This is a genomic window from Stutzerimonas sp. LR2 (genome assembly GCF_055755175.1).
The window spans coordinates 15,752-39,994 of record NZ_JBVTRR010000002.1 but is presented as its reverse complement, the minus strand read 5'-3'; the positions used below and the strand labels follow the sequence as shown (position 1 = coordinate 39,994).

Annotated in this window: 28 protein-coding genes; 13 read left to right on the top strand and 15 right to left on the bottom strand. The window is 65.1% G+C overall.

Translation table 11 applies throughout. The features are described from left to right. Window positions 1-10: 10 nt before the first annotated feature. From ACVRRC_RS06480 to ACVRRC_RS06470, 3 genes are read right to left on the bottom strand one after another with little or no spacing between them, the layout of a single operon-like run. Window positions 11-439, bottom strand: a complete 429-nt coding sequence (locus tag ACVRRC_RS06480) for a PilZ domain-containing protein (RefSeq protein ID WP_017244364.1) — start codon at window positions 437-439, stop codon at window positions 11-13. Between the two features lie 46 nt (window positions 440-485). Further along, window positions 486-908, bottom strand: a complete 423-nt coding sequence (locus tag ACVRRC_RS06475; RefSeq protein ID WP_011912335.1) for a DUF4124 domain-containing protein — start codon at window positions 906-908, stop codon at window positions 486-488. 26 nt (window positions 909-934) lie between these two features. Next, window positions 935-1,312 (bottom strand): tetratricopeptide repeat protein, encoded by a 378-nt coding sequence (locus tag ACVRRC_RS06470; protein WP_011912334.1) that lies wholly within the window; start codon window positions 1,310-1,312, stop codon window positions 935-937. 150 nt (window positions 1,313-1,462) lie between these two features. Between ACVRRC_RS06470 and pyk the strand changes: the two genes are divergently transcribed. Further along, a complete protein-coding gene (gene pyk, locus ACVRRC_RS06465; RefSeq protein ID WP_013982013.1) occupies window positions 1,463-2,911 on the top strand; it encodes a pyruvate kinase in 1,449 nt (482 codons plus the stop codon). A gap of 51 nt (window positions 2,912-2,962) precedes the next feature. Here the strand turns inward: pyk and ACVRRC_RS06460 are convergent, their stop codons facing one another. Next, window positions 2,963-3,910 (bottom strand): iron-sulfur-binding ferredoxin reductase, encoded by a 948-nt coding sequence (locus tag ACVRRC_RS06460; protein WP_472996775.1) that lies wholly within the window; start codon window positions 3,908-3,910, stop codon window positions 2,963-2,965. Then, window positions 3,903-5,033: a GGDEF domain-containing protein gene (locus ACVRRC_RS06455; RefSeq protein ID WP_013982011.1), complete on the bottom strand. Its 1,131-nt coding sequence runs from the start codon at window positions 5,031-5,033 to the stop codon at window positions 3,903-3,905. Before ACVRRC_RS06455 ends, ACVRRC_RS06460 begins: the two co-directional genes overlap by 8 nt. A gap of 195 nt (window positions 5,034-5,228) precedes the next feature. Here ACVRRC_RS06455 and ACVRRC_RS06450 point away from each other — a divergent pair, with 195 nt between their 5' ends. Continuing rightward, on the top strand, window positions 5,229-6,752 hold the full coding sequence (locus ACVRRC_RS06450) for a fumarate hydratase (RefSeq protein WP_017244367.1): 1,524 nt from the start codon (window positions 5,229-5,231) through the stop codon (window positions 6,750-6,752). A gap of 62 nt (window positions 6,753-6,814) precedes the next feature. Here ACVRRC_RS06450 and ACVRRC_RS06445 read toward each other — a convergent pair whose 3' ends face one another. The 4 genes from ACVRRC_RS06445 to ACVRRC_RS06430 all read right to left on the bottom strand — a co-directional run bounded on the left by ACVRRC_RS06445 (window position 6,815) and on the right by ACVRRC_RS06430 (window position 10,066). Further along, window positions 6,815-7,036, bottom strand: coding sequence for a VF530 family protein (locus ACVRRC_RS06445; protein ID WP_013982009.1), 222 nt, complete (start codon window positions 7,034-7,036; stop codon window positions 6,815-6,817). An 84-nt stretch (window positions 7,037-7,120) separates the two neighbouring features. Continuing rightward, on the bottom strand, window positions 7,121-7,702 hold the full coding sequence (locus ACVRRC_RS06440) for a DJ-1/PfpI family protein (protein ID WP_014596005.1): 582 nt from the start codon (window positions 7,700-7,702) through the stop codon (window positions 7,121-7,123). Between the two features lie 55 nt (window positions 7,703-7,757). Beyond that, window positions 7,758-8,915 carry a phospholipase D-like domain-containing protein gene (locus ACVRRC_RS06435; protein ID WP_061374089.1) on the bottom strand — a complete coding sequence of 386 codons (1,158 nt, stop codon included), beginning with the start codon at window positions 8,913-8,915 and terminating at the stop codon, window positions 7,758-7,760. 263 nt (window positions 8,916-9,178) lie between these two features. Beyond that, window positions 9,179-10,066: an acyl-CoA dehydrogenase middle domain-containing protein gene (locus ACVRRC_RS06430; protein ID WP_061374088.1), complete on the bottom strand. Its 888-nt coding sequence runs from the start codon at window positions 10,064-10,066 to the stop codon at window positions 9,179-9,181. A 165-nt stretch (window positions 10,067-10,231) separates the two neighbouring features. Between ACVRRC_RS06430 and olsB the strand changes: the two genes are divergently transcribed. From olsB to ACVRRC_RS06415, 3 genes are read left to right on the top strand one after another with little or no spacing between them, the layout of a single operon-like run. Continuing rightward, window positions 10,232-10,975: an L-ornithine N(alpha)-acyltransferase gene (gene olsB / locus ACVRRC_RS06425; RefSeq protein WP_013982005.1), complete on the top strand. Its 744-nt coding sequence runs from the start codon at window positions 10,232-10,234 to the stop codon at window positions 10,973-10,975. Next, window positions 10,976-11,749 carry a lysophospholipid acyltransferase family protein gene (locus ACVRRC_RS06420; RefSeq protein WP_019405558.1) on the top strand — a complete coding sequence of 258 codons (774 nt, stop codon included), beginning with the start codon at window positions 10,976-10,978 and terminating at the stop codon, window positions 11,747-11,749. A 38-nt stretch (window positions 11,750-11,787) separates the two neighbouring features. Further along, on the top strand, window positions 11,788-12,357 hold the full coding sequence (locus ACVRRC_RS06415; RefSeq protein WP_011912323.1) for an acyl carrier protein phosphodiesterase: 570 nt from the start codon (window positions 11,788-11,790) through the stop codon (window positions 12,355-12,357). A 12-nt stretch (window positions 12,358-12,369) separates the two neighbouring features. Here the strand turns inward: ACVRRC_RS06415 and ACVRRC_RS06410 are convergent, their stop codons facing one another. Together ACVRRC_RS06410 and ACVRRC_RS06405 are read right to left on the bottom strand one after the other, a co-directional pair. Further along, a complete protein-coding gene (locus tag ACVRRC_RS06410) occupies window positions 12,370-13,146 on the bottom strand; it encodes a class II aldolase/adducin family protein (RefSeq protein ID WP_472996774.1) in 777 nt (258 codons plus the stop codon). Window positions 13,147-13,252: 106 nt separating this feature from the next. Further along, entirely contained in the window at window positions 13,253-13,705 is a 453-nt protein-coding gene (locus tag ACVRRC_RS06405; RefSeq protein ID WP_011912321.1) for a flavodoxin, read from the bottom strand. Between the two features lie 216 nt (window positions 13,706-13,921). Between ACVRRC_RS06405 and ACVRRC_RS06400 the strand changes: the two genes are divergently transcribed. The 6 genes from ACVRRC_RS06400 to cysZ all read left to right on the top strand — a co-directional run bounded on the left by ACVRRC_RS06400 (window position 13,922) and on the right by cysZ (window position 17,384). Next, window positions 13,922-14,548 (top strand): PilZ domain-containing protein, encoded by a 627-nt coding sequence (locus tag ACVRRC_RS06400; protein WP_011912320.1) that lies wholly within the window; start codon window positions 13,922-13,924, stop codon window positions 14,546-14,548. A gap of 66 nt (window positions 14,549-14,614) precedes the next feature. Then, complete coding sequence (folM, locus tag ACVRRC_RS06395) at window positions 14,615-15,319, top strand: dihydromonapterin reductase (RefSeq protein ID WP_472996773.1); 705 nt, start codon at window positions 14,615-14,617, stop codon at window positions 15,317-15,319. A gap of 17 nt (window positions 15,320-15,336) precedes the next feature. Next, the gene (folX, locus tag ACVRRC_RS06390) at window positions 15,337-15,711 is read left to right on the top strand and encodes a dihydroneopterin triphosphate 2'-epimerase (protein ID WP_472996772.1); all 375 of its coding nucleotides are present in this window, start codon (window positions 15,337-15,339) and stop codon (window positions 15,709-15,711) included. A 76-nt stretch (window positions 15,712-15,787) separates the two neighbouring features. Then, the gene (locus tag ACVRRC_RS06385; RefSeq protein WP_020306433.1) at window positions 15,788-16,078 is read left to right on the top strand and encodes a DUF1244 domain-containing protein; all 291 of its coding nucleotides are present in this window, start codon (window positions 15,788-15,790) and stop codon (window positions 16,076-16,078) included. Further along, the gene (locus ACVRRC_RS06380) at window positions 16,078-16,416 is read left to right on the top strand and encodes a HopJ type III effector protein (protein WP_472996771.1); all 339 of its coding nucleotides are present in this window, start codon (window positions 16,078-16,080) and stop codon (window positions 16,414-16,416) included. The genes ACVRRC_RS06385 and ACVRRC_RS06380 overlap by 1 nt, the downstream gene beginning before the upstream one ends. A gap of 212 nt (window positions 16,417-16,628) precedes the next feature. After that, entirely contained in the window at window positions 16,629-17,384 is a 756-nt protein-coding gene (gene cysZ, locus ACVRRC_RS06375) for a sulfate transporter CysZ (protein WP_013982000.1), read from the top strand. A 98-nt stretch (window positions 17,385-17,482) separates the two neighbouring features. Here the strand turns inward: cysZ and ACVRRC_RS06370 are convergent, their stop codons facing one another. The 4 genes from ACVRRC_RS06370 to ACVRRC_RS06355 form a co-directional block, all read right to left on the bottom strand. Further along, complete coding sequence (locus tag ACVRRC_RS06370; RefSeq protein ID WP_045631913.1) at window positions 17,483-18,592, bottom strand: NADH:flavin oxidoreductase; 1,110 nt, start codon at window positions 18,590-18,592, stop codon at window positions 17,483-17,485. Window positions 18,593-18,611: 19 nt separating this feature from the next. Continuing rightward, a complete protein-coding gene (locus tag ACVRRC_RS06365; RefSeq protein WP_014595996.1) occupies window positions 18,612-19,253 on the bottom strand; it encodes a TetR/AcrR family transcriptional regulator in 642 nt (213 codons plus the stop codon). Between the two features lie 139 nt (window positions 19,254-19,392). After that, window positions 19,393-19,875 carry a glutathione peroxidase gene (locus ACVRRC_RS06360; RefSeq protein WP_011912312.1) on the bottom strand — a complete coding sequence of 161 codons (483 nt, stop codon included), beginning with the start codon at window positions 19,873-19,875 and terminating at the stop codon, window positions 19,393-19,395. Window positions 19,876-19,989: 114 nt separating this feature from the next. Beyond that, window positions 19,990-20,475, bottom strand: coding sequence for an FKBP-type peptidyl-prolyl cis-trans isomerase (locus ACVRRC_RS06355; RefSeq protein WP_011912311.1), 486 nt, complete (start codon window positions 20,473-20,475; stop codon window positions 19,990-19,992). Window positions 20,476-20,713: 238 nt separating this feature from the next. On the opposite strand from ACVRRC_RS06355, the gene ACVRRC_RS06350 reads away from it, so the two are divergent. Continuing rightward, entirely contained in the window at window positions 20,714-21,901 is a 1,188-nt protein-coding gene (locus ACVRRC_RS06350) for an acetate kinase (protein WP_011912310.1), read from the top strand. Between the two features lie 164 nt (window positions 21,902-22,065). Then, entirely contained in the window at window positions 22,066-24,162 is a 2,097-nt protein-coding gene (gene pta / locus ACVRRC_RS06345; RefSeq protein ID WP_011912309.1) for a phosphate acetyltransferase, read from the top strand. The last annotated feature ends 81 nt before the right edge of the window (window positions 24,163-24,243 follow it).

Here is a 24,243-nt window from a genome sequence, read left to right as displayed (position 1 = left end):
CATCACAGGTCTAGACGCCGTGACAGCAGTCCTTGTCGGTAAAGCGGTCCGATGGCGGGCAGGTCTGATGCGCCAGCGGCACATGCAGCATCGGCTGGAAGCTGAAGTAGTGATGCAACGCGGCGATCATCTCGCGGATCTCGCCTGGCGGATCGATCAGCGAGAAGCCGGTGTCGTAGCTGCCCGGCGTCACGTCTTCGCTTGACCACAGGCTGAAGGCGCTGAAATCCACATGGCGCAGCTGGCCGGTCTGGCCGGGGATTTTCAGGCGCATCTCGAAGCGCACCCCGAGCATCATCGGATAGGGGCTGATCAGCATCAGTCCGCCCTCGGACAGATTGCCGATGAAGCCCAGCGGCTTTTCCGTGAAACGGTTAAATACGTTGAGGTAGTACGGCAGCTGATGCCGCTGAATACGACGCTGGTTCGCCATGTTCATGTCGTCCAAGCCTTCTACCTTAGCCCTGCGATCGAGTCCCTTCGGTTCAGTTGCAGACCTGGCTGATGCGCGCCGCCAGGCGCTGTCGAGCCGCCTCTAGTTCACTGTCACTGTAGTAGACGCGCTCTCCGGCTGCATCGTTACGGAAGAAGCGTCCGCCGAGCTGCAATTGCGACAACTGGCTGCGCAGGCTCTGGCATTCCTGCTCTCGAGCAGCCCGTGTCTGGCTGGCCTGCTCGCGCGCCGCCTGCTGCTCCTGGCGGCGCGCATCGAAGAAACGCTCGCTGCGCGCCTCGCGCTCGCGGGTCTGGTCGTCGCGCTCGACGACCTGCGGACGCACCTCGATCTGCTCGGCGCCAGCGGGCGGACGCTGACCGAAATGAACGCGCCCGTCGGCATCGGTCCACCGGTAGATCTGCGCGGATGCCAGCGCCGGCATCAGTATCAGGGTCAGAAGCAGCGCTCGCATGTTCCCTCACATGAACGGTGTGGTGTTCAACGCCTGGCCGGCTGTGCCACCGGCTGCGCCTCGCTGTGATAGTGCCCCAGCTGACGCAGAGTCTCCAGTCGGGCACGGGCGCGGTAGGCGTATTCGCTGGCAGGGAATCGCTCGATGATGAAGCGGTAGGTTTCCGCCGCGTCGACGAACAGCCCCTGACGCTCAAGGCACTGGCCGCGCAGCAACGAAATCTCCGGCTGCGCCTGGCTACGCGGTTTGCTGCGACGCTCCGCCTGCGACAGCGACTGCATCACCCGCTCGCAGTTATCAGCCTCGTAATGCCGGTATGCCTCGTCCAGATGGCGATCGGACGCGTGGCGGGCACTACAGCCCACGGTGAACAGGGTCAGAAAAACGATGATCAGGGTACGCATGGGTTCCTCCGTAATGCTCCTGTATCGACCGCGCCGGAAAAACCTGCAGACAGCCCGTCAGATGCGCCGAAAGAGTAGTGGCCGCCGGGCGATGACTACAACGGTCGAGCATAGTAGCCTCGCTGCCAGCCAGAAGAAGGAGCCATTTGAATGATTCAGCGTCGCACCAAGATCGTCGCCACCCTGGGCCCGGCCAGCAGTTCGCCGGATGTGCTGGAGAAGATGATCATCGCCGGGCTGGATGTCGCCCGCCTGAACTTCTCCCACGGCAGCCCCGACGAGCACCGTGCCCGGGCCGAGCTGGTCCGTGAGATCGCCGCTCGCCATGGCCGCTTCGTCGCACTGCTGGGCGACCTGCAGGGCCCGAAGATCCGCATCGCCAAGTTCACCGACAAGCGCATCGAGCTGAAGGAAGGCGACCAGTTCCGCTTCTCCGTCACCCACCCGCGCGACGCCGGCACCCAGGAAGTGGTCGGTATCGATTACCCGGATTTGGTCAAGGATTGCGGTGTTGGCGACGAGCTGCTGCTGGACGATGGGCGCGTGGTAATGCGCGTGGACAACGCCACGGCCGATGAACTGCACTGCACCGTGCTGATCGGCGGCCCGCTGTCCGACAACAAGGGCATCAACCGTCGCGGCGGCGGTCTGACCGCACCGGCGCTGACTGCCAAGGACAAGGCCGACATCAAACTGGCCGCCGACCTGCAGCTGGATTACTTGGCCGTTTCCTTCCCGCGCGATGCGGCTGACATGGACTTGGCCCGCCGCCTGCGCGACGAAGCCGGCTCCAGCGCCTGGCTGATCGCCAAGATCGAGCGGGCCGAAGCGGTCGCCGATGACGAGGCGCTCGATGGCCTGATTCGCGCCAGCGACGGCGTGATGGTCGCCCGCGGCGACCTCGGCGTGGAAATCGGCGATGCCGAACTCGTGGGCATCCAGAAGAAGATCATTCTGCACGCCCGCCGCCACAACAAGGTAGTGATCACCGCGACCCAGATGATGGAGTCGATGATTCACAGCCCGATGCCGACCCGTGCCGAAGTGTCCGATGTAGCCAACGCGGTACTCGACTACACCGACGCGGTGATGCTGTCGGCGGAAAGCGCCGCTGGCGAATACCCGATCGAAGCGATCAAGGCCATGGCGCGCGTCTGCTGCGGTGCGGAAAAGCACCCGACCAGCACCAAGTCCGGTCACCGCCTCGGCCAGCAATTCGAGCGCTGTGACGAAAGCGCGGCCCTGGCGGCGATGTACACCGCCAACCACTTCCCCGGCGTCAAGGCGATCATCGCCCTGACCGAAAGTGGCTACACGCCGCTGATCATGTCGCGCATCCGCTCCTCGGTGCCGATCTTCGCCTTCTCGCCGCACCGCGAAACCCAGGCACGGGTTGCGCTGTTCCGCGGCGTGCAGACCATTCCGTTCGATCCGGCCGCTCTGCCGGCGGACAAGGTCAGCCAGATCGCGGTGGAAGAGTTGCTCAAGCGCAACATCGTGCAGCCGGGCGACTGGGTGATCCTGACCAAGGGTGACAGCTACCACGACAGCACCGGCGGCACCAACACCATGAAGATCCTGCGCGTCGGCGATCAGTAATCGCGCCAGCGCATCAGCACAAAGGCCGGCATCTTGCCGGCCTTTGTGCTTTTAGGAGACGCCGGCTTGGTTGGCTCTGATAAAGGCATCGCCGAATATCTGCCCGCGCGGCAGACCAGCGAGATACAGACGCCGGGCACAGACGTCGACGAACGATGGACCGCCGCAGACCAGCGCGACGTCACGGCGCGATGTGGGCCGCAGCGTACTCAGCATGCGGTCCCGCTCTTCATGGCTGATCCATTCCAGTTGCAGGTTGTCATGCGCCCGCACCAAGGCCTGCAGAGGCTCCTTCAGGTAATGCCCCTGACGGCAGACATGCAACAACCGGATCGGCCCGCGATGGCCCTGGCGCAAGCTCTCGCGCAACAGACTCCAGAGGGGTGCCAGTCCGGTTCCGGCCGCCAGTAACAACAAGGGTCGCTCGCACCATTCCGGCTCGTAGTGCAACGCGCCTCCATGCAGTTCGCCCAGCCGCAGCAGGTCGCCGGGACGCAATTCACGCGCGAAGTCGCAGAAGGCGCCGGGTCGGCTGCTGTCGATATGAAACTCCAGCCAGGGATCCTCGTTGGGAAGGCTGGCCAGAGAATATGGCCGGGCCACCCCTGCCGCCGTCCAGAGCAAGAGATGCTGACCAGCCCGATAGCGCAGCGGCCGCTCCGGCAACAGACGCAGCCGCAGCACATCGGCGCCCAACCGCTCCAGGCTTTGCACCCGCGTGGCCAGCCCGTCGCGACGAGGATCGAACACCTCCACGCTCAGATCGCCGTCGACCCGGCACTGGCAGGCGAGCCGCCAGCCGGCCTCGCGCTGCTCGGGTCGCAGCAGCTCCGGCTGCAGGTCGCGCGGCTCCCCTGCCACGCATCGCACCAGGCAGGCATGGCAGCTTCCGGCGCGACAGCTGGAGGGCACCGTCACGCCAGCCAGCGTCAGCGCGTCGAGCAGATTGCTGTCGGTTGGTACGGTCCAACGACGTCCGGCGCAGCGGAGTTCAGGCATCGCAGGTATCCCATGCCGCCTCGCAGCGATTGCGCCCGGCCCGCTTGGCTCGATAGAGCGCCTCGTCCGCCCGCTGCAGGGCGGCATCCAGCTCATCCCCGGCGTTCAACAGGGTCAGGCCGATGGACAGGCTGAGATGGCCGGCCGCGATCTCGGCATCCTCCGGCTCGGCACTGGCGAAGGCTTCGCGCAAACGCTCACAGCAGGCACGGAACTGCTCGGCGTCGGTTTCCGGCAGCAGCAGGACGAACTCTTCGCCGCCGTAGCGGGCCAAGACGTCGTCGTCACGCAGGCAGGAGCGCGCCACCTTGGCGAAGGTCTGCAGCACGCGGTCGCCAGTGGCATGGCCGTGGATATCGTTGATCCGCTTGAAGTGATCGAGGTCGATCAGCGCGAGGCCCGATTGATGCCCCTTGCGCAGACGACTCAGGTCGCCCTCGGCGATGCGCAGGAAACGTCGACGGTTGTACAGCCCAGTCAGCTCATCGGTGGAGGCCAGGTCCTCCAGCTGCCGCATCATGCCGCGCAGGGTGTCCTGGTGCGCCTGCAGCGCATAGCGACGTTGGCGCATGCGCTGGCGCAGGCGATATACGTGACCGGCGAACAGGCACATCCAGATCAGCGTCACCAGCAGCACGCTGGCCTGTAGCGCGAGCGCCGTGGTGTCCATCGGGCGCTCGAGGTAATAGTCCAGCGCGGCCAGGCCGACGAAGCTGAGAAATGCCAGGGAGGCGTAGCGGATGAAGATCTTGGGCGGCAGAAAGACCGCGAACATCAACACCAGCAGATAGAGCACGAGCAGTGAGCCCCGTGCGCTCCCCAGGTTGAAGAGGAAATAGGTCAGCCAGATCAGTCCCACCAGCACCTGTGGCTCGGTCAGGCTGGGATCCTTGAAGCGCAGATTGATGCCTCGGTGGAACAGCCAGAAGAACATCAGCTGACTCACCACGATCAGCGCCGAATGCACCACCGCGCTGGCGATCGGCGCCTCGTAGAAACCACTCGCCACGGCCACCCAGGTCAGCAGCAGGGCCAAGCCATAGGTGACGGACGCCATTGCGAATCGCCGAGTGACCAACTGCTGCAGCGATCGCTCATCGGTCTCGTAACGCATCGCACTCATAGGGATCCATCCCACTGTGGCAATTTGCCGCACTCTACGCTTACCGAAAACAAAAACCTAGCCGGCATTCCCATCGCTCCTGGTCCGTCCGTGTACCGCGCAGTCTGACGCGTTATACTGCCGCGCATTTTTTCGCGGCGCGTCGACTGCCACTCCCGACGCGCCTCTTACCGCCCCGCCATGAGGACGCGCTGCATGACCGTGATCAAGCAAGACGACCTGATTCAAAGCGTCGCCGACGCTTTGCAGTTCATTTCTTACTACCATCCCGTGGATTTCATCCAGGCGATGCACGAAGCCTACCTGCGTGAAGAATCCCCGGCCGCCCGCGACTCCATGGCGCAGATTCTGATCAACTCGCGCATGTGCGCCACTGGTCACCGCCCGATCTGCCAGGACACCGGCATCGTCACCGTCTTCGTCCGCGTCGGCATGGACGTGCGCTGGGATGGCGCCACCATGAGCCTGGACGACATGATCAACGAGGGCGTGCGCCGCGCCTACAACCTGCCCGAAAACGTGCTGCGTGCTTCGATCCTGGCCGACCCGGCAGGTTCCCGCAAGAACACCAAGGACAATACCCCGGCTGTCATCCATTACTCCATCGTCCCCGGTGACAAAGTCGAGGTGGATGTGGCCGCCAAAGGCGGTGGTTCGGAAAACAAGTCGAAGATGGCCATGCTCAACCCGTCCGACTCCATCGTCGACTGGGTGCTCAAGACCGTTCCGACCATGGGCGCCGGCTGGTGCCCGCCGGGCATGCTCGGCATCGGCATCGGCGGCACCGCGGAAAAGGCCGCGGTGATGGCCAAGGAAGTGCTGATGGAGCCGATCGACATCCATGAGCTCAAGGCCCGCGGCCCGCAGAACCGCATCGAGGAGCTGCGCCTGGAGCTGTTCGAGAAGGTCAACCAGCTGGGTATCGGAGCCCAGGGCCTGGGTGGCCTGACCACCGTACTCGACGTGAAGATCATGGATTACCCGACCCACGCCGCCTCGCTGCCGGTGTGCATGATCCCGAACTGCGCCGCCACCCGTCACGCCCACTTCGTGCTCGATGGCTCCGGCCCGGCCAGCCTGGAAGCGCCGCCACTGGACGCCTACCCGGAAATCGTCTGGGAAGCCGGCCCGAGCGCCCGCCGCGTCGATCTGGACAGCATCACGCCGGAGGAAGTGCAGAGCTGGAAGCCGGGCGAGACCATCCTGCTCAACGGCAAGATGCTCACCGGCCGCGACGCCGCGCACAAGCGCATGGTCGACATGCTGAACAAGGGCGAAGAGCTGCCGGTGGACCTCAAGGGACGCTTCATCTACTACGTCGGCCCGGTCGATCCGGTCGGTGACGAAGTGGTCGGCCCGGCTGGCCCGACCACGGCGACCCGGATGGACAAGTTCACCCGGCAGATCCTGGAAAGCACAGGCCTGTTGGGCATGATCGGCAAGTCCGAGCGTGGCCCGATCGCCATCGAGGCGATCAAGGACAATAAGGCCGTGTACCTGATGGCCGTCGGCGGAGCCGCCTATCTGGTGGCCCAGGCGATCAAGAAGTCCAAGGTGCTGGCGTTCGCCGAACTGGGTATGGAAGCGATCTACGAGTTCGAAGTGAAGGACATGCCGGTCACCGTCGCGGTCGACACCAACGGCGAGTCCGTGCACATCACCGGTCCGGCGATCTGGCAGAAGAAGATCGCCGACAGCCTGGCGGTCGAGGTGCAGTAAGCATCTGCGCGGAAACGAAAAGCCCGGCCTAGTGCCGGGCTTTTCGCTTTCACACCGCCTGATCAGCCGCGGCGGCGCAACTGGACGAACAGCGCTTCGACTTTCTGCCGCGCCCATGGCGTCTTGCGCAGGAATTTCAGGCTCGACTTGATGCTCGGTTCGCTCTTGAAGCAACGGATATCGACGCGCTGGGCCAAGCCGTCCCAGCCATAGTGGGCATGCAGCTCGGTGAGCATGGCTTCAAGGGTGATGCCATGAAGGGGATCGTTGGGAGTGGCAGACACGAATGGCGCTCTTGCTGAAGCGGCACGAGCCGCGGGGTCGTCATGCGTGCCGCCCGGCAAATGCGAGACGGCACGCAGGGCATCCTACAGCTTTATCTCGGTGCCGAGCAGCTTGAGAAAGCCCGCCAGCCAGGCGGGATGCGCCGGCCAAGCCGGGGCGCTGACCAGATTGCCTTCGGTGTGCGCCTGGTCCACCGGGATGTCGACATAGTCGCCGCCGGCCAGCTTCACCTCCGGTGCGCAGGCTGGATAGGCGCTGCAGGCGCGGCCCTTCAGCACGCCAGCGGCGGCCAGCAGCTGTGCGCCGTGACAGACGGCAGCGATCGGCTTGCCGGCTTCGTCGAAGGCCCGTACCAGCGCCAGCACCTGCTCGTTCAGGCGCAGATACTCCGGCGCGCGGCCGCCAGGAATCACCAGCGCGTCATAGTCCTCGGCACGCACCGCGGTGAAATCGAAGTTCAGCGCAAAATTGTGGCCCGGCTTCTCGCTGTAGGTCTGGTCGCCCTCGAAATCATGGATCGCGGTGCGCACGGTGTCGCCGGCCTTCTTATCAGGGCACACCGCATGCACGCGATGGCCAACCATCTGCAGGGCCTGGAACGGCACCATGGTTTCGTAATCCTCGGCGTAGTCACCCACCAGCATCAAAATGTTCTTTGCTGCCATTGCATCGTCCTCTTTCGCGCGGGTCTGGAGCCTTTGCTCCGGTACACAACGACCGTCAGCCGTTGCGGTTGAAAATGTTCACCAGCAGACGGTCCATCGCGCCCCACAGGCGCTGATAGAGCCGCAGATGCAGCGGCCTGGCGTACCAGCTGGCCAGGTCGATCTCGCTGCTGTCCTGAAAGTCGCGCTCGAAACTCCGCTGGACCTGGGCGCTGAGCGAAGCGTCGATCGCTTCGAGGTTGGCCTCCAGGTTCCAGCGCAGGTTCCAATAGTCGAAGTTGCATGAGCCGACGCTGACCCAGTCATCGACCAGCACCATTTTCAGGTGCGAGAAGTGTGGCTGATATTCATAAATCCGCACGCCGGCACGCAGCAGGCGTGGGTAGAAGCGCTGACCGGCATAGCGCACCGGCGGGTGATCGGTGTTGCGACTGGTGAGCAGAAGGCGCACGTCGACGCCACGGCGTGCCGCCCGGATCAGCGCGCGACGCACCTTGCCGGTGGGCAGGAAATAGGGTGTCGCCAGCCAGATACGCGTCTGTGCCCGGCGCAGGTTGCGCAACAGGCTGAGCAAAATGTCGCGATGCTGACGCGCTGCGGCATAGGCGACGCGACCCAGGCCCGGCCCCTCGGGCACCTGAGGAATGCGCGGTGCACGGCTCGGCAGGGGCAGTTGCCAGATCCGCCGCCTCAGGCAGTGCACCCACTGGCTGTCGAACAGCTCCTGCCAGTCCTGGAGCAGTGGGCCGAACATCTCGACCATCACCTCGTGCCAGTGCACGGCAGGTTTGCGCGGGTTCCAGAATTCGTCGGTGATACCGGTGCCACCGACGAAGCCGACGCCGCCGTCCACCAGCAGCAGCTTGCGATGGTCGCGATGGAGGTTGCGCAGCTTGAGGCGCAGCGACAGCGGGTTGTACAGCCGCAGCTCGATCCCGGCGGCAGTCATGCGGTCGCGATTGGCCTGGCTCATCTTCAGGCACCCGAAACCGTCGAACAGGCAGCGCACGCGCACGCCCCGCTCCGCCGCACGCACCAGCGGCTCGAGCATGCGTTCCAGGCAATAGCCGTCCTCCACCAGATACAGCTCGAGATCGATGCGCCGCTCTGCGCCCTCGATCGCTTCGATCATGGCGGGAAAGAACTGCGGCCCGTCGATCAGCAGACGGAAGCGGTTGTCGCTGCGCCAGGGAAATACGGCACCGGCCAGCATCACCAGGCATCACCCGGGTTGAACGCGCCGGCAGCCCGGCGAAGCGACATGGCAGAGCAACAACGATACGACATGAAATCCCTTTTTCCGGTCGACATCCCGAAGCAAGCGCAGAAGGCTGCATCGATCTGAGCAAGACGGACGCAGCGCGGTAGCTTACCCGCGCGCCTCGGCAAGGCAATGGCTGGCGTGGCAGGCGCCGGCGCAAACGGGTGATCCCTATAGGCTCGCCACGGGCAGACAGAGTTCCCGCCAGCAGGCTTTTAGCCCAGCCCGAGCGCGCGGCAGGCCTGCTCCAGGCGGCGCGCCTGTGCATCTCGCGCCAGCGCCAGCACGCCTCGATCGCGCTGCCAGAGCGCCGCCGCATCGCCGCGAGCCATGACCGAGTCGAGTCCCCCTTGCAGCGCAGCGAACTGCTCGAGCTGTGCGGCCAACAGGAGGTGCGTGGCGGGCTCGTCGGCTGGCAGTCGGGCCACTTCCGCCGCGCCGCCCAGGATTGCCAGCAGGCGAAGCTGCAGGTCGCGCGGCCACTGCTCGCGCAGCGCCACACCATAGAGCCAGGCGGTCAGCGCGGCCAACACGTGCAGATCCTCATGGGTACGGAAAGGTTTGACGTAGTCACTCCAGCCATCGCCGGCCAGGCGCTTCGCCGGCGCGCCAGCCAGCTGGAGGCGGGCATGAGGGATGTCGGGAACGATCGGCAGACTCGGGCCCGGGGTCAGCGCTACGCCAGCAGCGGTCGGCTCGACGGCGAACAGGCCGAGGCGCGGCGACTCGTCGGCGCCCTCCTCGCGGGCCGAGACCAGCAGCCACTGCACCGCATCGCCTGTGGTCACGAAGTCCTTGCTGCCATTGAGCTGCGCGCCGTCCCAGCGCGTGGTCATGTCGGCGGGGCGCAGCCTCCGTCGTTCGGTGGTGCAAAGCGCCCCCAGCCCTGCCGGCGCCTCGGGCCACAGCGCCCGCAGCGCTGCCTGGTAGCCGGCAAGAAAGGCCAAGCCGGGCGTCGCCGCCAGGCGCCCACCGTGTACCGCCAGGCCCAGCGTGCCCGAGCGGCCAGCCGCTGCGCACAGATCTTCATACCAGCCGCTTAGCCCGGCGCTAGCCGCGATGGGCTGCAGCGGCCCGATCAATCCTGCCCAAGACATGCTCATCTCCAAGGTTTCACGCCGTCATCCAACCATCATCCGTTCGTCACAGCGGCGACATGCCCGGCCCCTAGCCTGATCCAGCCAGACCAGGCGAGCCCAACGATAACAACCAGACGCTCGCGATGCATCGCCAACCCGCCACTGCCACGGCGGACAAGGAGACAGAGCATGAATGCCATCGTCGACCGCAGTACACGTCAACTTCAAGCCGAACGCCTGCAAGGTGAAGATGCCCTGCGCGAAGCCCAGGCCCTGCGCTATCGCGTATTCAGCAGCGAGTTCGAGGCTCGGCTGCAGGGCGCCGAACTGGGCCTGGACATGGACGATTTCGATAGCCACTGCCGGCATATCGGCGTGCGTGACCTGGCCAGCGGCGAACTGGTCGCCACCACCCGCCTGCTGGACCACCTTACCGCGCGCCAGCTGGGCCGCTTCTACAGCGAAGGCGAGTTCGCCCTGCATGGCCTGGCGCAGCTGGACGAGCCGGTACTGGAGATCGGCCGCACCTGCGTGGCGCCGGCCTATCGCAACGGCGCAACCATCGCCGTGCTCTGGAGCGAACTGGCCGAGGAACTCAATCGGGGCGGTTACCGCTACCTGATGGGCTGCGCCAGCATCCCCATGCGCGACGGCGGTATCCAGGCCCACGCCATCATGCAGCGGCTGCGCGACAGCCACCTCAGCACCGAGCTGCTGCACGCCGAGCCGCGTACGCCGCTACCCGCACAGGAGCTGCCGGAGAACGTCACCGCCCAGCTGCCGCCGCTGCTCAAGGCCTACATGCGCCTGGGCGCGAAGATCTGCGGCGAGCCCTGCTGGGATCCGGAATTCCAGGTGGCCGACGTATTCATCCTGCTCAAGCGCGAAGAGCTCTGTCCGCGCTACGCACGACATTTCAAGGCAGCGGTGTAGATGCCGCGCATGCGCCTGTACTGGCGTCTGCTGCGGGTTGCCGGGGTGGTTCTGAGCGGCCTGATCGTGGCGGCCGCGCTGGGGCTTGCCGAACGCGGCGCGGTGCCCGTCTCGGCCCTGCGCAAGCAGCGGCTGACCCGGTGGTTTCTCGCCCGACTAGCGGCCGCCCTGCCCTTTCGCGTGCGCGTCACGGGCGAGCTGCCGGCGCAGCCGATGCTGTGGGTGGCCAATCATGTCTCCTGGTGCGATATCCCACTGCTGGGGATGCTCGCGCCGCTGTCCTTCCTGGCCAAAGCCGAGGTCCGCGCCTGGCCCGCGCTGGGTTGGCTCGCCCAGGCGGCCGGCACGCTGTTCATTCGCCGTGGAAGCGGCGACGCGGCGTTGGTCAATCGGCAACTGACCACGCACCTGCTCCAGGGGCGCCATCTGCTGATCTTCCCCGAAGGCACCTCGACCGATGGAGAGGAGGTGCGCACCTTCCATTCTCGGCTCTTCGCCTGCGCCATCGATGCAGGGCGAGCGGTGCAGCCGGTCGCCATCCGTTATCGACGCAACGGCGAACGGGACACCATCGCACCCTTCATCGGCGACGATGAGTTGCCCGACCATCTACATCGCCTGCTGAAGAGCGATAGCTGCGACGTGGAAATCCGCCTGCTGCCGCCGATCGATACGCGCACGCTCGACCGCAAGGCCATCGCCACCGCCGCGCAGCACGCGATCGCCGACGCGCTGCGGCCCGAGTCGCGCGGGCAGCTGCGCGAGGCAGCCTGAGGCGCCCCAGGACACGGAAGCTGCGCTAAGCTTCGCCCATGAACTATCTCGCACACCTTCACCTCGGCGGCCCGCAGCCGGGGGACCTGCTCGGCAGCCTCTACGGCGACTTCGTCAAGGGGCCGCTACAGGGTCGCTGGCCGGCCGAGATCGAAGCCGGCATCCGCCTGCATCGCCAGATCGACGCCTTCACCGACAGTCATCCGCTGGTCCTGCAGGCCAAAAGCCGCTTCCCCAGCGAACGACGCCGCTATGCCGGCATCCTGATAGACCTGTTCTTCGATCACTGCCTGGCGGCCAACTGGGCGGACTATTCGAGCGAGCCCCTCGAGCGCTTTACCCAGCGCGTCTACCGCGTACTGGCTGCCGAACCCGAGCTGCCAGGCAAGCTTGCGGTGATCGCGCCGCACATGGCCGCGCACGACTGGCTGGGCAGTTATCGCGAATTCGAGGTACTGGAACGGGTGCTGGCCAACATGAGCCGGCGCCTGAGCCGACCGGATGGCCTGGCCGGCGGACTGGCCGAGCTGGAGCAGCTGTACGAACCGCTGCTCCAGGATTTCCGCGACTTCTATCCAGCGCTTCAGCAATTCGCCAGAACGGCCTGAGGCGCTTGTGCCTCAGGCGTCGTAACCGGGGCTTTGCACATCCAGCTTGCGCAGCAGGGCCGGCCAGGCCAGCGCGCCGCCCATGCCCGAGCGGGTTTGGGTCACCCCGGCGGCCATGGCCTTGGCGCCGGCCAGGATCTGTTCCGGAATGGCGATCAGTTCGCTGCCACCGGCCTGTGCCATGACCTGGATTTCGCAGGCGCGCTGGAAGATGAACATCATCAGAAAGGTGTCGGCGATGCTGCCGCCGCAGGTCATCAGGCCGTGGTTGTGCAACAGCATGAAGCCGGTCTCGCCCAGGTCGGCTTGCAGTCGCGCCTTTTCCTCGTGGTTCAGTGCGACTCCCTCATAACCGTGCGTCGACAGGCTGGCCAGAACGAACAGCGACTGCTGGCTGATGGGCAGCAAACCCTGACGCTGCGCCGACACGGCGACCCCAGCGGCGGTATGGGTATGCATGACGCAGGCGACGTCGTGGCGAACCTCATGCACCGCGCTGTGGATGGTGTAGCCGGCGGGATTGATCTCGTAGGGGGTGTCCATCACCTTGTTGCCGGCCAGGTCGACCTTGACCAGGCTCGAGGCGGTGATTTCATGGAACATCAACCCGTACGGATTGATCAGGAAATGCTCGGTTTCGGGAATCTTCGCCGAGATATGGGTGAAGATGAGGTCATCCCAGCCGTGTAGCGCCACCAGTCGGTAGCAGGCGGCGAGGTCCACCCGCGCCTGCCATTCGGCGGGGCTGACCTGGGGCTGAAGCGAAGGCAGGGTGTGCAGCGCAGTCATCGAGGGCACCTCTTGTTATTGTCGTGAAGGTGCCATCGATTCTAGCCAGCCGCCGACAGGGCGGCAGTTGCCGTTGCAGCCAGGCCGTTGGCCCGGCGAGCCAGGATCAGCCGCGCAGGGCTGCAGCGAATGCCTCCAGCCAGGGCTCGGCATCGCTTTCCGGGGTGACCGTCTCACTGGCATCGAGACGCAGCATCTCCACCACTTCACGCACGCCCAGTTCGGCGTACAGCTCGCGGATCAATTCACCACCGCCACAGAAGGTGTCGCCGTAGCTGGCGTCGCCCAACGCGATGACGGCACCAGGCAGGCCGCTCCAGGCCGGAAACCGATCACGAATGGCGGTGTACAGGGGAATGAAGCTATCCGGCAGCTCGCCCATGCCGGTGGTGGAGGTCACGACCAGCAGCGCGTCGGGCGCAAAGTCGAGAATCTGCTGCAGCTGGGCGCGGGGATCGTGCCAGGCGTCGAAGCCGGCGGCCTTCAACTGGCGTTCGGCATGGCGGGCTACGTCTTCGGCCGTGCCGTAGACGCTTCCGGAAAGAATGGCGACTTTCATGCTGCGCTCCGAGGCAATTCAAAGCCGCGCATTATGCCGCAATCTCCACACTGCGACGCACAACCAGGAAGCACCAGCGATACGGAACTAAACTTCGTACAGGCGATCAAAGGCCCGATTGCCACAATGAATGCGGCCATACCGGTCGCAGGCGAAAGCGGCCACGACCGCGACGCCAGATCGAGGGAAGGCCGGCGCCTTCCGAGGGTATCCGCAATGGCGGAAGAGACCATACTCAGCAAAGACGAGCTGACCTTCATCCGCCAGCTGATGCAGCGCAACGGCGGCAGCGGCAACGAGCGCTCCACGGGTTTCCGGATCGATGGTGGCGCGCGTTCCAACGAGCTGCTGATGCAACTGGCCGCCCGCGCCAACCTGTCGCTGCAGGCCGAGTTCGAGGACTTCCGCATGTCCTTCCCTCTGCAGCTGCGCGAAGACGAGCTGCACAGCCTTGATCTGCAACTGGCGCCACCGGTCATCTACGAGCGTGGCCCGACGACCCGCGCCTGGCGGTTGCATCTGGACGAACCGCTGCCGTTGCTGGAGAGCGACGGCGGCGAGAGTCCGCTGAGCGTGCATGAACTCTCGCCCCACGGCCTGCTGGTAGAAGCCGGCAAGCATCGCAAGCCCCCCAAGCATTTCCATCTGCGCCTGGCCTTGCCTGACGATACGCCGCTGGAAATCGACGCCCACCGGGTACGCGAACTGAACGGCGGCCGGGCCGCCTATGAAGTCGAGTTCGCCCGGGAAAAGGACGCCGAGCGCATCCGCTCCTTCCTCTATCGCCAGCACCAGCGGCTGCACCCCGATTTGCAACCTGAGCTGCCGGCTGATCTGGTGTAAGCTGCCACGCCATTAGCGACGGCCCGCGCCTGCGGGACGTCCGCCCACTTCCGGCAGTGGATACTCATGCATCAGGCCCCGATTCTCATCACCGGAGCCAGCCAGCGGATCGGGCTGCATTGCGCCGAACGCCTGCTGGATGACGGTTACCCGGTCATCATCAGCTACCGTCGTGAGCGCGACAGCGTAGCGCGGCTGCGTGCCCGCGGAGCGCAGGTGGTGCAGGCGGACTTCAGCGATGAAGCCGGCATTCATGCCTTCATCACTGCCATCCGGCAACTGACCGGCAGCCTGCGGGCGATCGTGCACAACGCCTCGCAATGGCGCGCCGATACGCCCGGGCAGGAAGCCGACGCCTTCCGCCAGCTGTTTCAGATCCACATGCTCGCACCCTACCTGATCAACCTGCGCTGTGCCGATTTGCTGCACTACGGCGGCCCGGCGGATATCGTGCACATCGGCGACGATGTCACCCGCAAGGGCAGCAAGAAGCACATCGCCTACGCCGCGAGCAAGGCCGGCCTGGACAGCCTGACGCTTTCCTTCGCCGCCAGCCTGGCCCCGCAGATCAAGGTCAACGGCATTGCGCCGGCGCTGATCCAGTTCAACCCGGACGACGACGAGGACTATCGCCGCAAGGCATTGGCCAAGTCGGCGCTGGGTATCGAGCCCGGCGCCGAAGTGATCTACCAGAGCCTGCGCTATCTGCTCGACAATCCCTACGTCACCGGCACCACACTGACCGTCAACGGCGGTCGCCATCTGATCTGACACGACAAGGAGACGACATGCCCAGACTGGAACCCGCGATGGCGCGCATCCGCGTCAAGGACCTGCGGCTGCGCACCTACATCGGCATCAAGGAAGAGGAAATCCTCAATCGCCAGGACGTGCTGATCAACCTGACCATGCTCTACCCGGCCGCCGAAGCGGTGCGCGAGAACGACATCGAACAGGCGCTGAACTACCGCACCATCACCAAGGCGATCATCCAGCATGTCGAGGACAACCGTTTCGCCCTGCTCGAACGGCTGACCCAGGAAATCCTCGATCTGGTGATGCACTATCCGCAGGTGCGCTATGCCGAAGTGGAGGTCGACAAGCCTCATGCGCTGCGCTTCGCCGAGTCGGTATCGATCACCCTGGCAGCCCATCGGGATTGACGCGGAACAAGGCTGGTTCGCTCAACGAGGCGAGGTTATGATCCGGCCGACCTCAGCCAACGCCGAGACCCGAGAGATGAACGACCAAGAACGCACTGAACTGGAAGCCGCCGCCTTCCGTCGCCTGGTCCAGCACCTGCGCACCCGCCCTGATGCGCAGAATATCGACCTGATGAATCTGGCCGGTTTCTGCCGCAACTGCCTGTCGAAATGGTACAAGGCCGCCGCCGACGACCTGGAGGTCGAACTGACCATCGACCAGGCGCGCGAAGAGGTGTACGGCATGCCGTACAGTGAATGGAAAAAACGCTATCAGAAGGAAGCGACCGCCGAGCAACAGGCCGCTTTCGACAAGGCACAGAAATAATGACAGACCTGAAGGACTTCCGCGCGAGCCTGCGCAACTGCAACCACGCGTTCAGTGACACCCTCGCCTTCATCGCCAGCAACTACGATTACCAGCCGTGCCGTTTCGTCAATGGCACGCTGGAGAATGCCGCCGGCGAGAACGAGGGCTCCTGCAAGACGCTCGGCCTGGCCCTGCTGGAGGGTTTCAGCACGGAAGAGGCTCTGCTCGCGTTCGGCGAACACTACCAGGCGGTGCTGGCCAACCCGAACGGCAGCGACCATCGCAACATCCGCGCGCTGATGGAGACCGGACTGCCGGGCGTGCGCTTCGACAGTCAGCCACTCCACCGCAAGTAAGCCGCGTTGCGGCAAGAGCCGGCCCGCCCGGCTCGACCAAAGAAAAAGGGTCATCCAAGCACTTGGGGAAGGCTTAAGGAGCGGATGACCCGAAAAGCGATGGGCGCTACCTTACCCATGCCGCAGCGCGGCGGATAATTCAGCTTTCGCATCCCGCCCATAGTCGTGGGCTATCCCTCTTCCCGTCACGACAATGCCTCACAGGAGATGCCATGCCCGTATCCGCTCTTTCCGGCCCGCAGTACCTGCGCGAAGGTCTGCGCCTGGTGCTCAGCCCGGGGCTGCGCCTGTTCGTGATCCTGCCCCTGACCGTGAACGTGCTGCTGTTCTTCGGCCTGATCTGGCTGGCAGTGGGCCAGTTCAGCGGTTGGGTCGACACCTTCATGCCGAGCCTGCCGAGCTGGCTGGCCTTTCTCGAATACCTGCTCTGGCCGTTATTCGTTGCGCTGGTGGTGCTGATGGTGTTCTTTACCTTCACCATGCTGGCCAACATCATCGCCGCGCCCTTCAACGGCTTTCTCTCAGAGAAGGTCGAGGTGGTGGTACGCGGAGAAGACGCCGCACCGCCCTTCAGTTGGGCCGAGCTGCTTGCCATGCTGCCCCGCACCATCGGCCGTGAATTGCGCAAGCTGGCCTACTTCGCACCGCGTGCACTCGCCCTGCTGGTGCTCTCGTTCATCCCGGTGCTGAACCTCGCAGCCGCACCGTTATGGCTGCTGTTCGGCGTATGGATGATGGCGGTGCAGTACATCGATTACCCGGCGGACAACAACAAGCTGAGCTGGGCCGACATGATGGTCTGGCTGCGCCAGCGTCGCTGGCAGAGCCTGAGCTTCGGCGCGGTGACCTATGCGGCGTTGCTGGTACCGGTGCTGAATCTGCTGATCATGCCGGCAGCGGTCGCAGGAGCCACGTTGTTCTGGGTCCGGGAAGGCGGGCCGAATCGGCAGCTCGATCGGCCAGCATAGGCGCTTGGCGTCTCGTTCGGCGGCTAAATAGCGCGGCGGCCCGGAGCGCCGCCGCGGCGGGGGCAGCGGCAGTCAGATGGCTCTGACTGCCTGCTTATTCACGCCAGCGTCTTCAACGCCTCGCGGCTGAACGGCAGAATCTCCTCCATCCGCCCCTCGCGCACCTTTACCGCCCATTCCGGATCGCAGATCAGCGCACGCCCCACCGCCACCAGATCGAACTCGGCCTTGTTCAGCCGCTCCAGCAGGCCTTCGATGTTGGCCGGCTGCGCCACCTTGTCGGTCTTGACCATGAACTGCAGGAATTCGCCGTCCAGGCCGACGCTGCCCACGGTGATGGTCGGCTTGCCGGTCAGCTGGCGGGTCCAGCCGGCCAGGTTGAGTTCCGAGCCCTCGAACTCCGGTTCCCAGAAACGACGCGTCGAACAGTGGAAGATGTCCACCCCGGCGTCGGCCAGCGGTGCAAGGAACTCGCCGAGCGCTTCGGGCGACTGCACCAGCCGTGCGGTGTAGTCCTGCTGCTTCCACTGCGAGAAGCGGAAGATGATCGGAAAGTCAGGCCCGACCGCCGCACGTACGGCCTGCACCAGCTCGATGGCGAAGCGCGAGCGGTTGGCCAGGCTGCCGCCGTACTCGTCGGTGCGCTGGTTGCTGCCTTCCCAGAAGAACTGGTCGATCAGATAGCCATGGGCACCGTGAATCTCCACGCCGTCCATGCCGATCGCCTGCGCGTCGCGGGCAGCCTGGGCGAAGGCTTCGATCACGTCCTGAATGTCCTGCTTGGTCATGCCATGAACGACGACCTGCCCGTCCTTTTGCTTTTCCATCGGCCCGTAACCTGGCACGTCCGGCTCCGGCTCAGTGCCCTTGCGACGCACGTTGCCCACGTGCCAGAGCTGCGGGACGATCTTGCCGCCAGCGCCATGCACCGCCTCGACGACAGCCTTCCAGCCGGCCAACGCATCCTCGCCATAGAAGCGCGGAACATGCGGGTAGCCGTTGGATGCCGCGTGATTGACCGTGGTGCCCTCGGTGATGATCAACCCGACCCCGGAAGCAGCACGCCGACGGTAGTACTCCACCACATCGGCGGTGGGTACGCCGTTGGGCGAGAACGACCGGGTCATCGGCGCCATGACCACACGGGTCGGCAAACGAAGGGCGCCCAATTCGAAGGGCTCAAACAGGGCTTGTACGCTAGCGGTCATCGATGCGACTCCTTTTTATTCATCTGGGCAAGGCAACCGAGCGCTCGTGGCTCGGCAAACGAGGCGCAGCCGGCGCCAACAGGCGCTCGAGCTGCTGGAGGAAAACCTGTAGCGGGGCGACGCTGCCGCTCACTTTCATGCGCAGCAGCGCGCCTTCCCAGGCGTTGCTGATGAACTCGGCAACGGCCCGACAGTCGCTGTCCGGTGCAAGCGCACCAGCGCTGCGCCCCTGCTCCAGGCAGTGCGCGAGCAGCTCGACGGAGCGCGTCAGAATCTCGCTGAGCCGGGTTGCGATCGGCGGACAGAGTTCCGCCATCTCGAAGCTCAGGCTACCGATGAAGCAGTGATACTCCGGCCGTTCCTGACGGGCGAAGTGCGCTACGAGATCGGCGTAGTAATCCAGGATGCGTTGCACGGGTGGCAAGGAGGCATTGCTCAACGCCAGCCGATAGCGCTCCAGCCGCGGCGCATAGATGTACTCCAGCGCCTGCAGGGCGAAATCTTCCTTGCTGGCGAAGTAGTGATAGAACGAGCCCTTGGGGATCCCTGCGGCCTGGACGATTTCCTGCACCCCGGTCCCGTGATAGCCGCGGCGGGTCATCACCTGGGCGCCTTTGGACAGGATCAGGTCGCGCTTGTCGTTGCGTGCTGGATTGCTCATGCACCGAGAATATGACCGGTCGTCTCGCCGGCACAGCATCATCCATGGCGCTTATCCAGCCGCAACCATGGCAGCGATGGCACAACACGCAAGGCGGGAAAAAGAAGCGCGACCGCGGCTGCGGTCGCGAGAGGCGGGATCAGGCCAGAGCGCTTTCGATCGCCTGGATCAAGGCAGGATCGTCCGGCGCGGTGCGCGGCGAGAAGCGCGCCAGGACGCGACCGTCCTTGCCGACGAGAAACTTCTCGAAGTTCCAGCTGATGTCCCCGGGGAAATCGGCGCCCTCACCCGCCAGCAGCCGATACAGCGGATGACGCTGCGGTCCATTGACTTCGAGCTTGCCACTCAGGGGGAAGCTGACGCCGTAATTCAGCGTGCAGAACGAGCGGATCTCATCGTCGCTGCCGGGCTCCTGCGCCGCGAACTGATTGCACGGCACACCCAGCACGCTGAAGCCTCGAGCGGCGTACTGCTGCTGCAACCGCTCGAGGCCGGCGTACTGCGGCGTCAGTCCGCACTGGGAGGCGACATTGACCACCAGCGTGATCCGATCGCCGAACTGCGCCAGCGGCAATTCCTCGCCGCCCAGGCCTGGCAACACCAATTGATGGAATGCGCTCATGACATCTCTCCTGACAAAAAAACGCCCCGGCACACGACCGGAGCGCTCTCTTTTTCGATCGGCACGGCAGCCGTTCCTGCCGCCGTGTGTGCGGTCGCCGTTATGGCGGCCGGATCAGTGGTGGTGACCACCCTCGCCATGGATATGGCCGTGGGCCACTTCTTCGTCGCTGGCGTCACGCACGCTGACGACCTTGACGTCGAAGTTCAGGCGCTGGCCGGCCAGCGGGTGGTTGCCGTCGACGATCACGTCGTCGCCTTCGACGTCACGGATGGTGACGATCTGCATGCCGCCGTCCGGACCGGAGGCGTGGAACTGCATGCCGACTTCGAGTTCGTCGACGCCTTCGAACATGGCGCGATTCAGCGTAGCGACCAGCTCCGGGCTGTACTCGCCGTAAGCGTCCTGCGGCTCGATGGAAACCTGGATCTGGTCACCGCCCTGCTTGCCCTCGAGGGCCTTTTCCAGGCCGGGGATGATGTTGCCGGCGCCGTGCAGATAGACCAGCGGCGCGCCGCCGGCCGAGCTGTCGATCACCTCACCGGCGTCGTTGGTGAGTGTGTAGTCGATGGAGACAGCCTTGTTAGCGGCAATCAGCATGGGGCAGAACCTTTGCTTGAGAGAATGGATATCGAAGTTTAACCATCCACCGCGCCGATTGCGAACCGGGCATGGATGAACGGGCCCGCGCCGTTGGTCGCCAGCGGCCAGGATGTAGTCCCATTGAACGTGGGACTACAACCTTTGGATGGCATCGCTTTCATGGACGATGTGCAAGAATCCGCGAAAAGTATCTTTGGCACCCATTTCAATAACATTAGAGATCCAAGGAGCACCGATGTCGGCTCGTAACATCCTGGTGATTAACTGTGGCAGCTCGTCGATCAAGTTCGCCCTGGTCAACGAAGCGCAAGCGACCTTCCCGCTACAAGGCCTGGCCGAGTGCATCGGCAGCCCGGAGGCCGTCATCCACTTCGAGAGCGCCGCTGGCAAGGAAAGCGTCAAGGTGCCCAACGCCGATCATCAGGCTGCTCTGGCCCAGATCCTGCCGCGCGTCGAAGATGCCGCCGGTGGCCATCTGGACGGCATCGGCCACCGCGTGGTGCACGGTGGCGAGAAGTTCTTCGCCTCGACGCTGCTCAACGACGAAACCCTGGCCGGAATCGAAGCCAACATCCAGCTGGCGCCGCTGCACAACCCGGCCAACCTGAGCGGCATCCACGCCGCCATCAACCTCTTCCCGGAACTACCGCAGGTCGGCGTCTTCGACACCGCCTTCCACCAGACCATGCCCGAGCACGCCTACCGCTACGCCGTGCCGGACGTGCTCTACAAGGACCATGGCGTGCGCCGCTACGGTTTCCACGGCACCAGCCATCGCTATGTCAGCAAGCGCGCCGCCGAGCTGGCCGGTGTACCGGTCGACAACAGCAGCTGGCTGGTCGCTCACCTGGGCAACGGTTGCTCCACCTGTGCCGTGGTCAATGGTGAAAGCCGCGACACCAGCATGGGCCTGACCCCGCTCGAAGGCCTGGTGATGGGCACCCGCAGCGGCGATGTCGACCCGAGCCTGCACAACTTCCTGCACAAGACCCTGGGCTGGGACCTCGCCAAGATCGACAACATGCTCAACAAGGAGAGCGGCCTGAAGGGGCTGTCCGGTCTGTCCAACGACATGCGCACCCTGGCCGAAGCGCGTCAGGCCGGGCATCCGGGCGCCGTGCTGGCCTTCGAGGTGTTCTGCTATCGCCTGGCCAAGTCGCTGGCCGCCATGTCCTGCGCCCTGCCGCAGCTGGACGGTCTGGTCTTCACCGGCGGCATCGGCGAGAACTCCTCGGCCGTACGCGAGCGCACCCTGGAGCACCTCAAGCTGTTCGGCTTCAAGCTCGATGCCGAAGCCAACGCCCGCTGCACTCGTGGTGTCGCCGGCGAAATCCAGGCTCAGGGCAGCCCGCGCGTCATGGTCGTGCCGACCAACGAGGAGCGCCAGATTGCCCTCGACACGCTGGCCCTGCTGGACGCCTGAGCGCAAACAGGCAAGCAGCGATAGCGAAACCCGACAGGCCATGCCGTCGGGTTTCCGCTCTTGAGCGCCGCGGCAATCCGGCAGTTTCCGCCCTCGGGCGAGTCGCCTAGCCTAGCCGCCGCCCGGCACCCGTTACCCGAGCACCCTGTCCACTAGGAGATGCCATGCACACACTCTTCCTTGCCCCTACCGGTTTCGGCGGCGGCCTCAATTCCATCAGCCTCGGCCTGATCCGCGCGCTGGAAAGCGCCGGGCTGAAGGTCGGTTTCTTCAAGCCGATCGCCCAGCCCTTCCCGGTCGACCAGGGCCGCGAGCGCTCCTGCATCCTCGTCGAGCGCACGCTGAACCTGACCTCTCCCGAACCGCTGCCGCTGGAACAGGTGGAGCGCCAGCTCGCCGATGGCGAGATCGACCTGTTGCTCGAGGACGTGGTCAGCCGCTTCCAGCAAGTCGCTGTGGGCAAGGACGTGGTCATCGTCGAAGGCATGGTGCCGACCCGCGAGTCCAACTACACCCAACGCATCAACACCCAGCTCGCCAAGAGCCTGGACGCCGAGGTCATCCTCATCGCGGCCCAGGGCAGCGACAGCCTCAAGCGTCTGGCCGAACGCATCGAGATTCAGGCCCAGCTGTACGGCGGCGCCAAGGATCCCAAGGTGCTCGGCGTGATCCTCAACAAGGTCAAGACCGAGGAAGGCCTGCCGGCTTTCGTCGACAGCCTCAAGCAGCACCTGCCGCTGCTGGGCAGCGCCGACTTCCAGCTGCTCGGCGCCATCCCGTTCTCCGAGGAACTCAACGCCCTGCGCACCCGTGACATCGCCGAACTGCTCGGCGCCCAGGTGCTCAACGCCGGCGAGGCCGACCAGCGCCGCGTGAACAAGATCGTGCTCTGCGCCCGCGCCGTGCCCAACACCGTGCAACTGCTGCGCTCCGGCGTGCTGGTGGTGACCCCGGGCGACCGCGACGACATCATCCTCGCCGCCAGCCTGGCCTCGCTCAATGGCGAGAAGCTCGCCGGACTGCTGCTGTGCAGCGACTTCGCGCCGGACCCGCGCATCCTCGAGCTGTGCAAGGCCGCGCTGGACGGCGGCCTGCCGGTGATGACCGTCGAGACCAACTCCTACGACACGGCCAACAACCTGTTCGGCCTGAACAAGGAAACCCCGGCGGACGACATCGAACGCGCCACCCGCGTGACCGACTTCATCGCCAAGCACCTGCACCCCGAATTTCTCCACACCCGCTGCAGCGTGCCGCGTGGCGAGCTGCGCATGTCACCGGCGGCGTTCCGCTATCAGCTGGTCAAGCGCGCGCAGGACGCCAACAAGCGCATCGTTCTGCCGGAAGGCAACGAGCCGCGCACCATCCGCGCCGCCGCCATCTGCCAGGAGCGCGGCATTGCCCGCTGCGTGCTGCTGGCCAAGCCGGAGGAAGTCCAGCAGGTCGCCCGCGAGCAGGGCATCACCCTGCCGGCCAGCCTGGAAATCCTCGATCCGGACAGCATCGCCAACCGCTACGTCGAGCCGATGTGCGAGATGCGCAAGGCCAAGGGCCTGACGCCCGACGATGCCCGCGAGCAGCTGAAGGACACCGTGGTCCTCGGCACCATGATGCTGGCGCTGGACGAAGTGGACGGCCTGGTTTCCGGTGCCGTGCACACCACCGCCAACACCATTCGCCCGGCCCTGCAGCTGATCAAGACCGCGCCGGGCTACAGCCTGGTGTCTTCGGTGTTCTTCATGCTGCTGCCGGATCAGGTGCTGGTCTATGGCGACTGCGCGGTGAACCCGAACCCGAGCGCCACCGAACTGGCCGAGATCGCTCTGCAGAGCGCCGAGTCCGCCGTGGCGCTGGGCGTCAATCCCCGCGTGGCGATGATCAGCTACTCCACCGGCAGCTCCGGCAGCGGTGCGGAAGTCGAGAAGGTCGCCGAAGCCACCCGCATCGCTCAGGAGCGTGCACCGGACCTGCCGATCGACGGCCCCCTGCAGTACGACGCCGCTTCCGTGCTCAGCGTCGGCCGGCAGAAGGCGCCAAACAGCAAGGTGGCCGGCCAGGCCACGGTGTTCATCTTCCCCGACCTGAACACCGGTAACACCACCTACAAGGCCGTTCAGCGCAACGCCAACTGCCTCAGCGTCGGTCCGATGCTGCAAGGCCTCGCCAAGCCGGTGAACGACCTGTCGCGCGGCGCCCTGGTGGACGACATCGTCTTCACCATCGCCCTCACGGCCCTGCAGGCCGCTAACCAGAAGGGCTGATCGGCCTTCTGACGATGGCTGCCGCCGCGCCTGCGCGTCGGCGGCAGCCATTGCCACCACTCTCGATAGTTGCAGTTCAGC

Coding starts and splice junctions, on each gene's coding strand:
- ACVRRC_RS06480 (WP_017244364.1), bottom strand. CDS start 439: ATGAACATGGCGAACCAGCGTCGTATTCAGCGGCATCAGCTGCCGTAC.
- ACVRRC_RS06475 (WP_011912335.1), bottom strand. CDS start 908: ATGCGAGCGCTGCTTCTGACCCTGATACTGATGCCGGCGCTGGCATCC.
- ACVRRC_RS06470 (WP_011912334.1), bottom strand. CDS start 1,312: ATGCGTACCCTGATCATCGTTTTTCTGACCCTGTTCACCGTGGGCTGT.
- pyk (WP_013982013.1), top strand. CDS start 1,463: ATGATTCAGCGTCGCACCAAGATCGTCGCCACCCTGGGCCCGGCCAGC.
- ACVRRC_RS06460 (WP_472996775.1), bottom strand. CDS start 3,910: ATGCCTGAACTCCGCTGCGCCGGACGTCGTTGGACCGTACCAACCGAC.
- ACVRRC_RS06455 (WP_013982011.1), bottom strand. CDS start 5,033: ATGAGTGCGATGCGTTACGAGACCGATGAGCGATCGCTGCAGCAGTTG.
- ACVRRC_RS06450 (WP_017244367.1), top strand. CDS start 5,229: ATGACCGTGATCAAGCAAGACGACCTGATTCAAAGCGTCGCCGACGCT.
- ACVRRC_RS06440 (WP_014596005.1), bottom strand. CDS start 7,702: ATGGCAGCAAAGAACATTTTGATGCTGGTGGGTGACTACGCCGAGGAT.
- ACVRRC_RS06435 (WP_061374089.1), bottom strand. CDS start 8,915: ATGCTGGCCGGTGCCGTATTTCCCTGGCGCAGCGACAACCGCTTCCGT.
- ACVRRC_RS06430 (WP_061374088.1), bottom strand. CDS start 10,066: ATGAGCATGTCTTGGGCAGGATTGATCGGGCCGCTGCAGCCCATCGCG.
- olsB (WP_013982005.1), top strand. CDS start 10,232: ATGAATGCCATCGTCGACCGCAGTACACGTCAACTTCAAGCCGAACGC.
- ACVRRC_RS06420 (WP_019405558.1), top strand. CDS start 10,976: ATGCCGCGCATGCGCCTGTACTGGCGTCTGCTGCGGGTTGCCGGGGTG.
- ACVRRC_RS06415 (WP_011912323.1), top strand. CDS start 11,788: ATGAACTATCTCGCACACCTTCACCTCGGCGGCCCGCAGCCGGGGGAC.
- ACVRRC_RS06410 (WP_472996774.1), bottom strand. CDS start 13,146: ATGACTGCGCTGCACACCCTGCCTTCGCTTCAGCCCCAGGTCAGCCCC.
- ACVRRC_RS06405 (WP_011912321.1), bottom strand. CDS start 13,705: ATGAAAGTCGCCATTCTTTCCGGAAGCGTCTACGGCACGGCCGAAGAC.
- ACVRRC_RS06400 (WP_011912320.1), top strand. CDS start 13,922: ATGGCGGAAGAGACCATACTCAGCAAAGACGAGCTGACCTTCATCCGC.
- folM (WP_472996773.1), top strand. CDS start 14,615: ATGCATCAGGCCCCGATTCTCATCACCGGAGCCAGCCAGCGGATCGGG.
- folX (WP_472996772.1), top strand. CDS start 15,337: ATGCCCAGACTGGAACCCGCGATGGCGCGCATCCGCGTCAAGGACCTG.
- ACVRRC_RS06385 (WP_020306433.1), top strand. CDS start 15,788: ATGAACGACCAAGAACGCACTGAACTGGAAGCCGCCGCCTTCCGTCGC.
- ACVRRC_RS06380 (WP_472996771.1), top strand. CDS start 16,078: ATGACAGACCTGAAGGACTTCCGCGCGAGCCTGCGCAACTGCAACCAC.
- cysZ (WP_013982000.1), top strand. CDS start 16,629: ATGCCCGTATCCGCTCTTTCCGGCCCGCAGTACCTGCGCGAAGGTCTG.
- ACVRRC_RS06370 (WP_045631913.1), bottom strand. CDS start 18,592: ATGACCGCTAGCGTACAAGCCCTGTTTGAGCCCTTCGAATTGGGCGCC.
- ACVRRC_RS06365 (WP_014595996.1), bottom strand. CDS start 19,253: ATGAGCAATCCAGCACGCAACGACAAGCGCGACCTGATCCTGTCCAAA.
- ACVRRC_RS06360 (WP_011912312.1), bottom strand. CDS start 19,875: ATGAGCGCATTCCATCAATTGGTGTTGCCAGGCCTGGGCGGCGAGGAA.
- ACVRRC_RS06355 (WP_011912311.1), bottom strand. CDS start 20,475: ATGCTGATTGCCGCTAACAAGGCTGTCTCCATCGACTACACACTCACC.
- ACVRRC_RS06350 (WP_011912310.1), top strand. CDS start 20,714: ATGTCGGCTCGTAACATCCTGGTGATTAACTGTGGCAGCTCGTCGATC.
- pta (WP_011912309.1), top strand. CDS start 22,066: ATGCACACACTCTTCCTTGCCCCTACCGGTTTCGGCGGCGGCCTCAAT.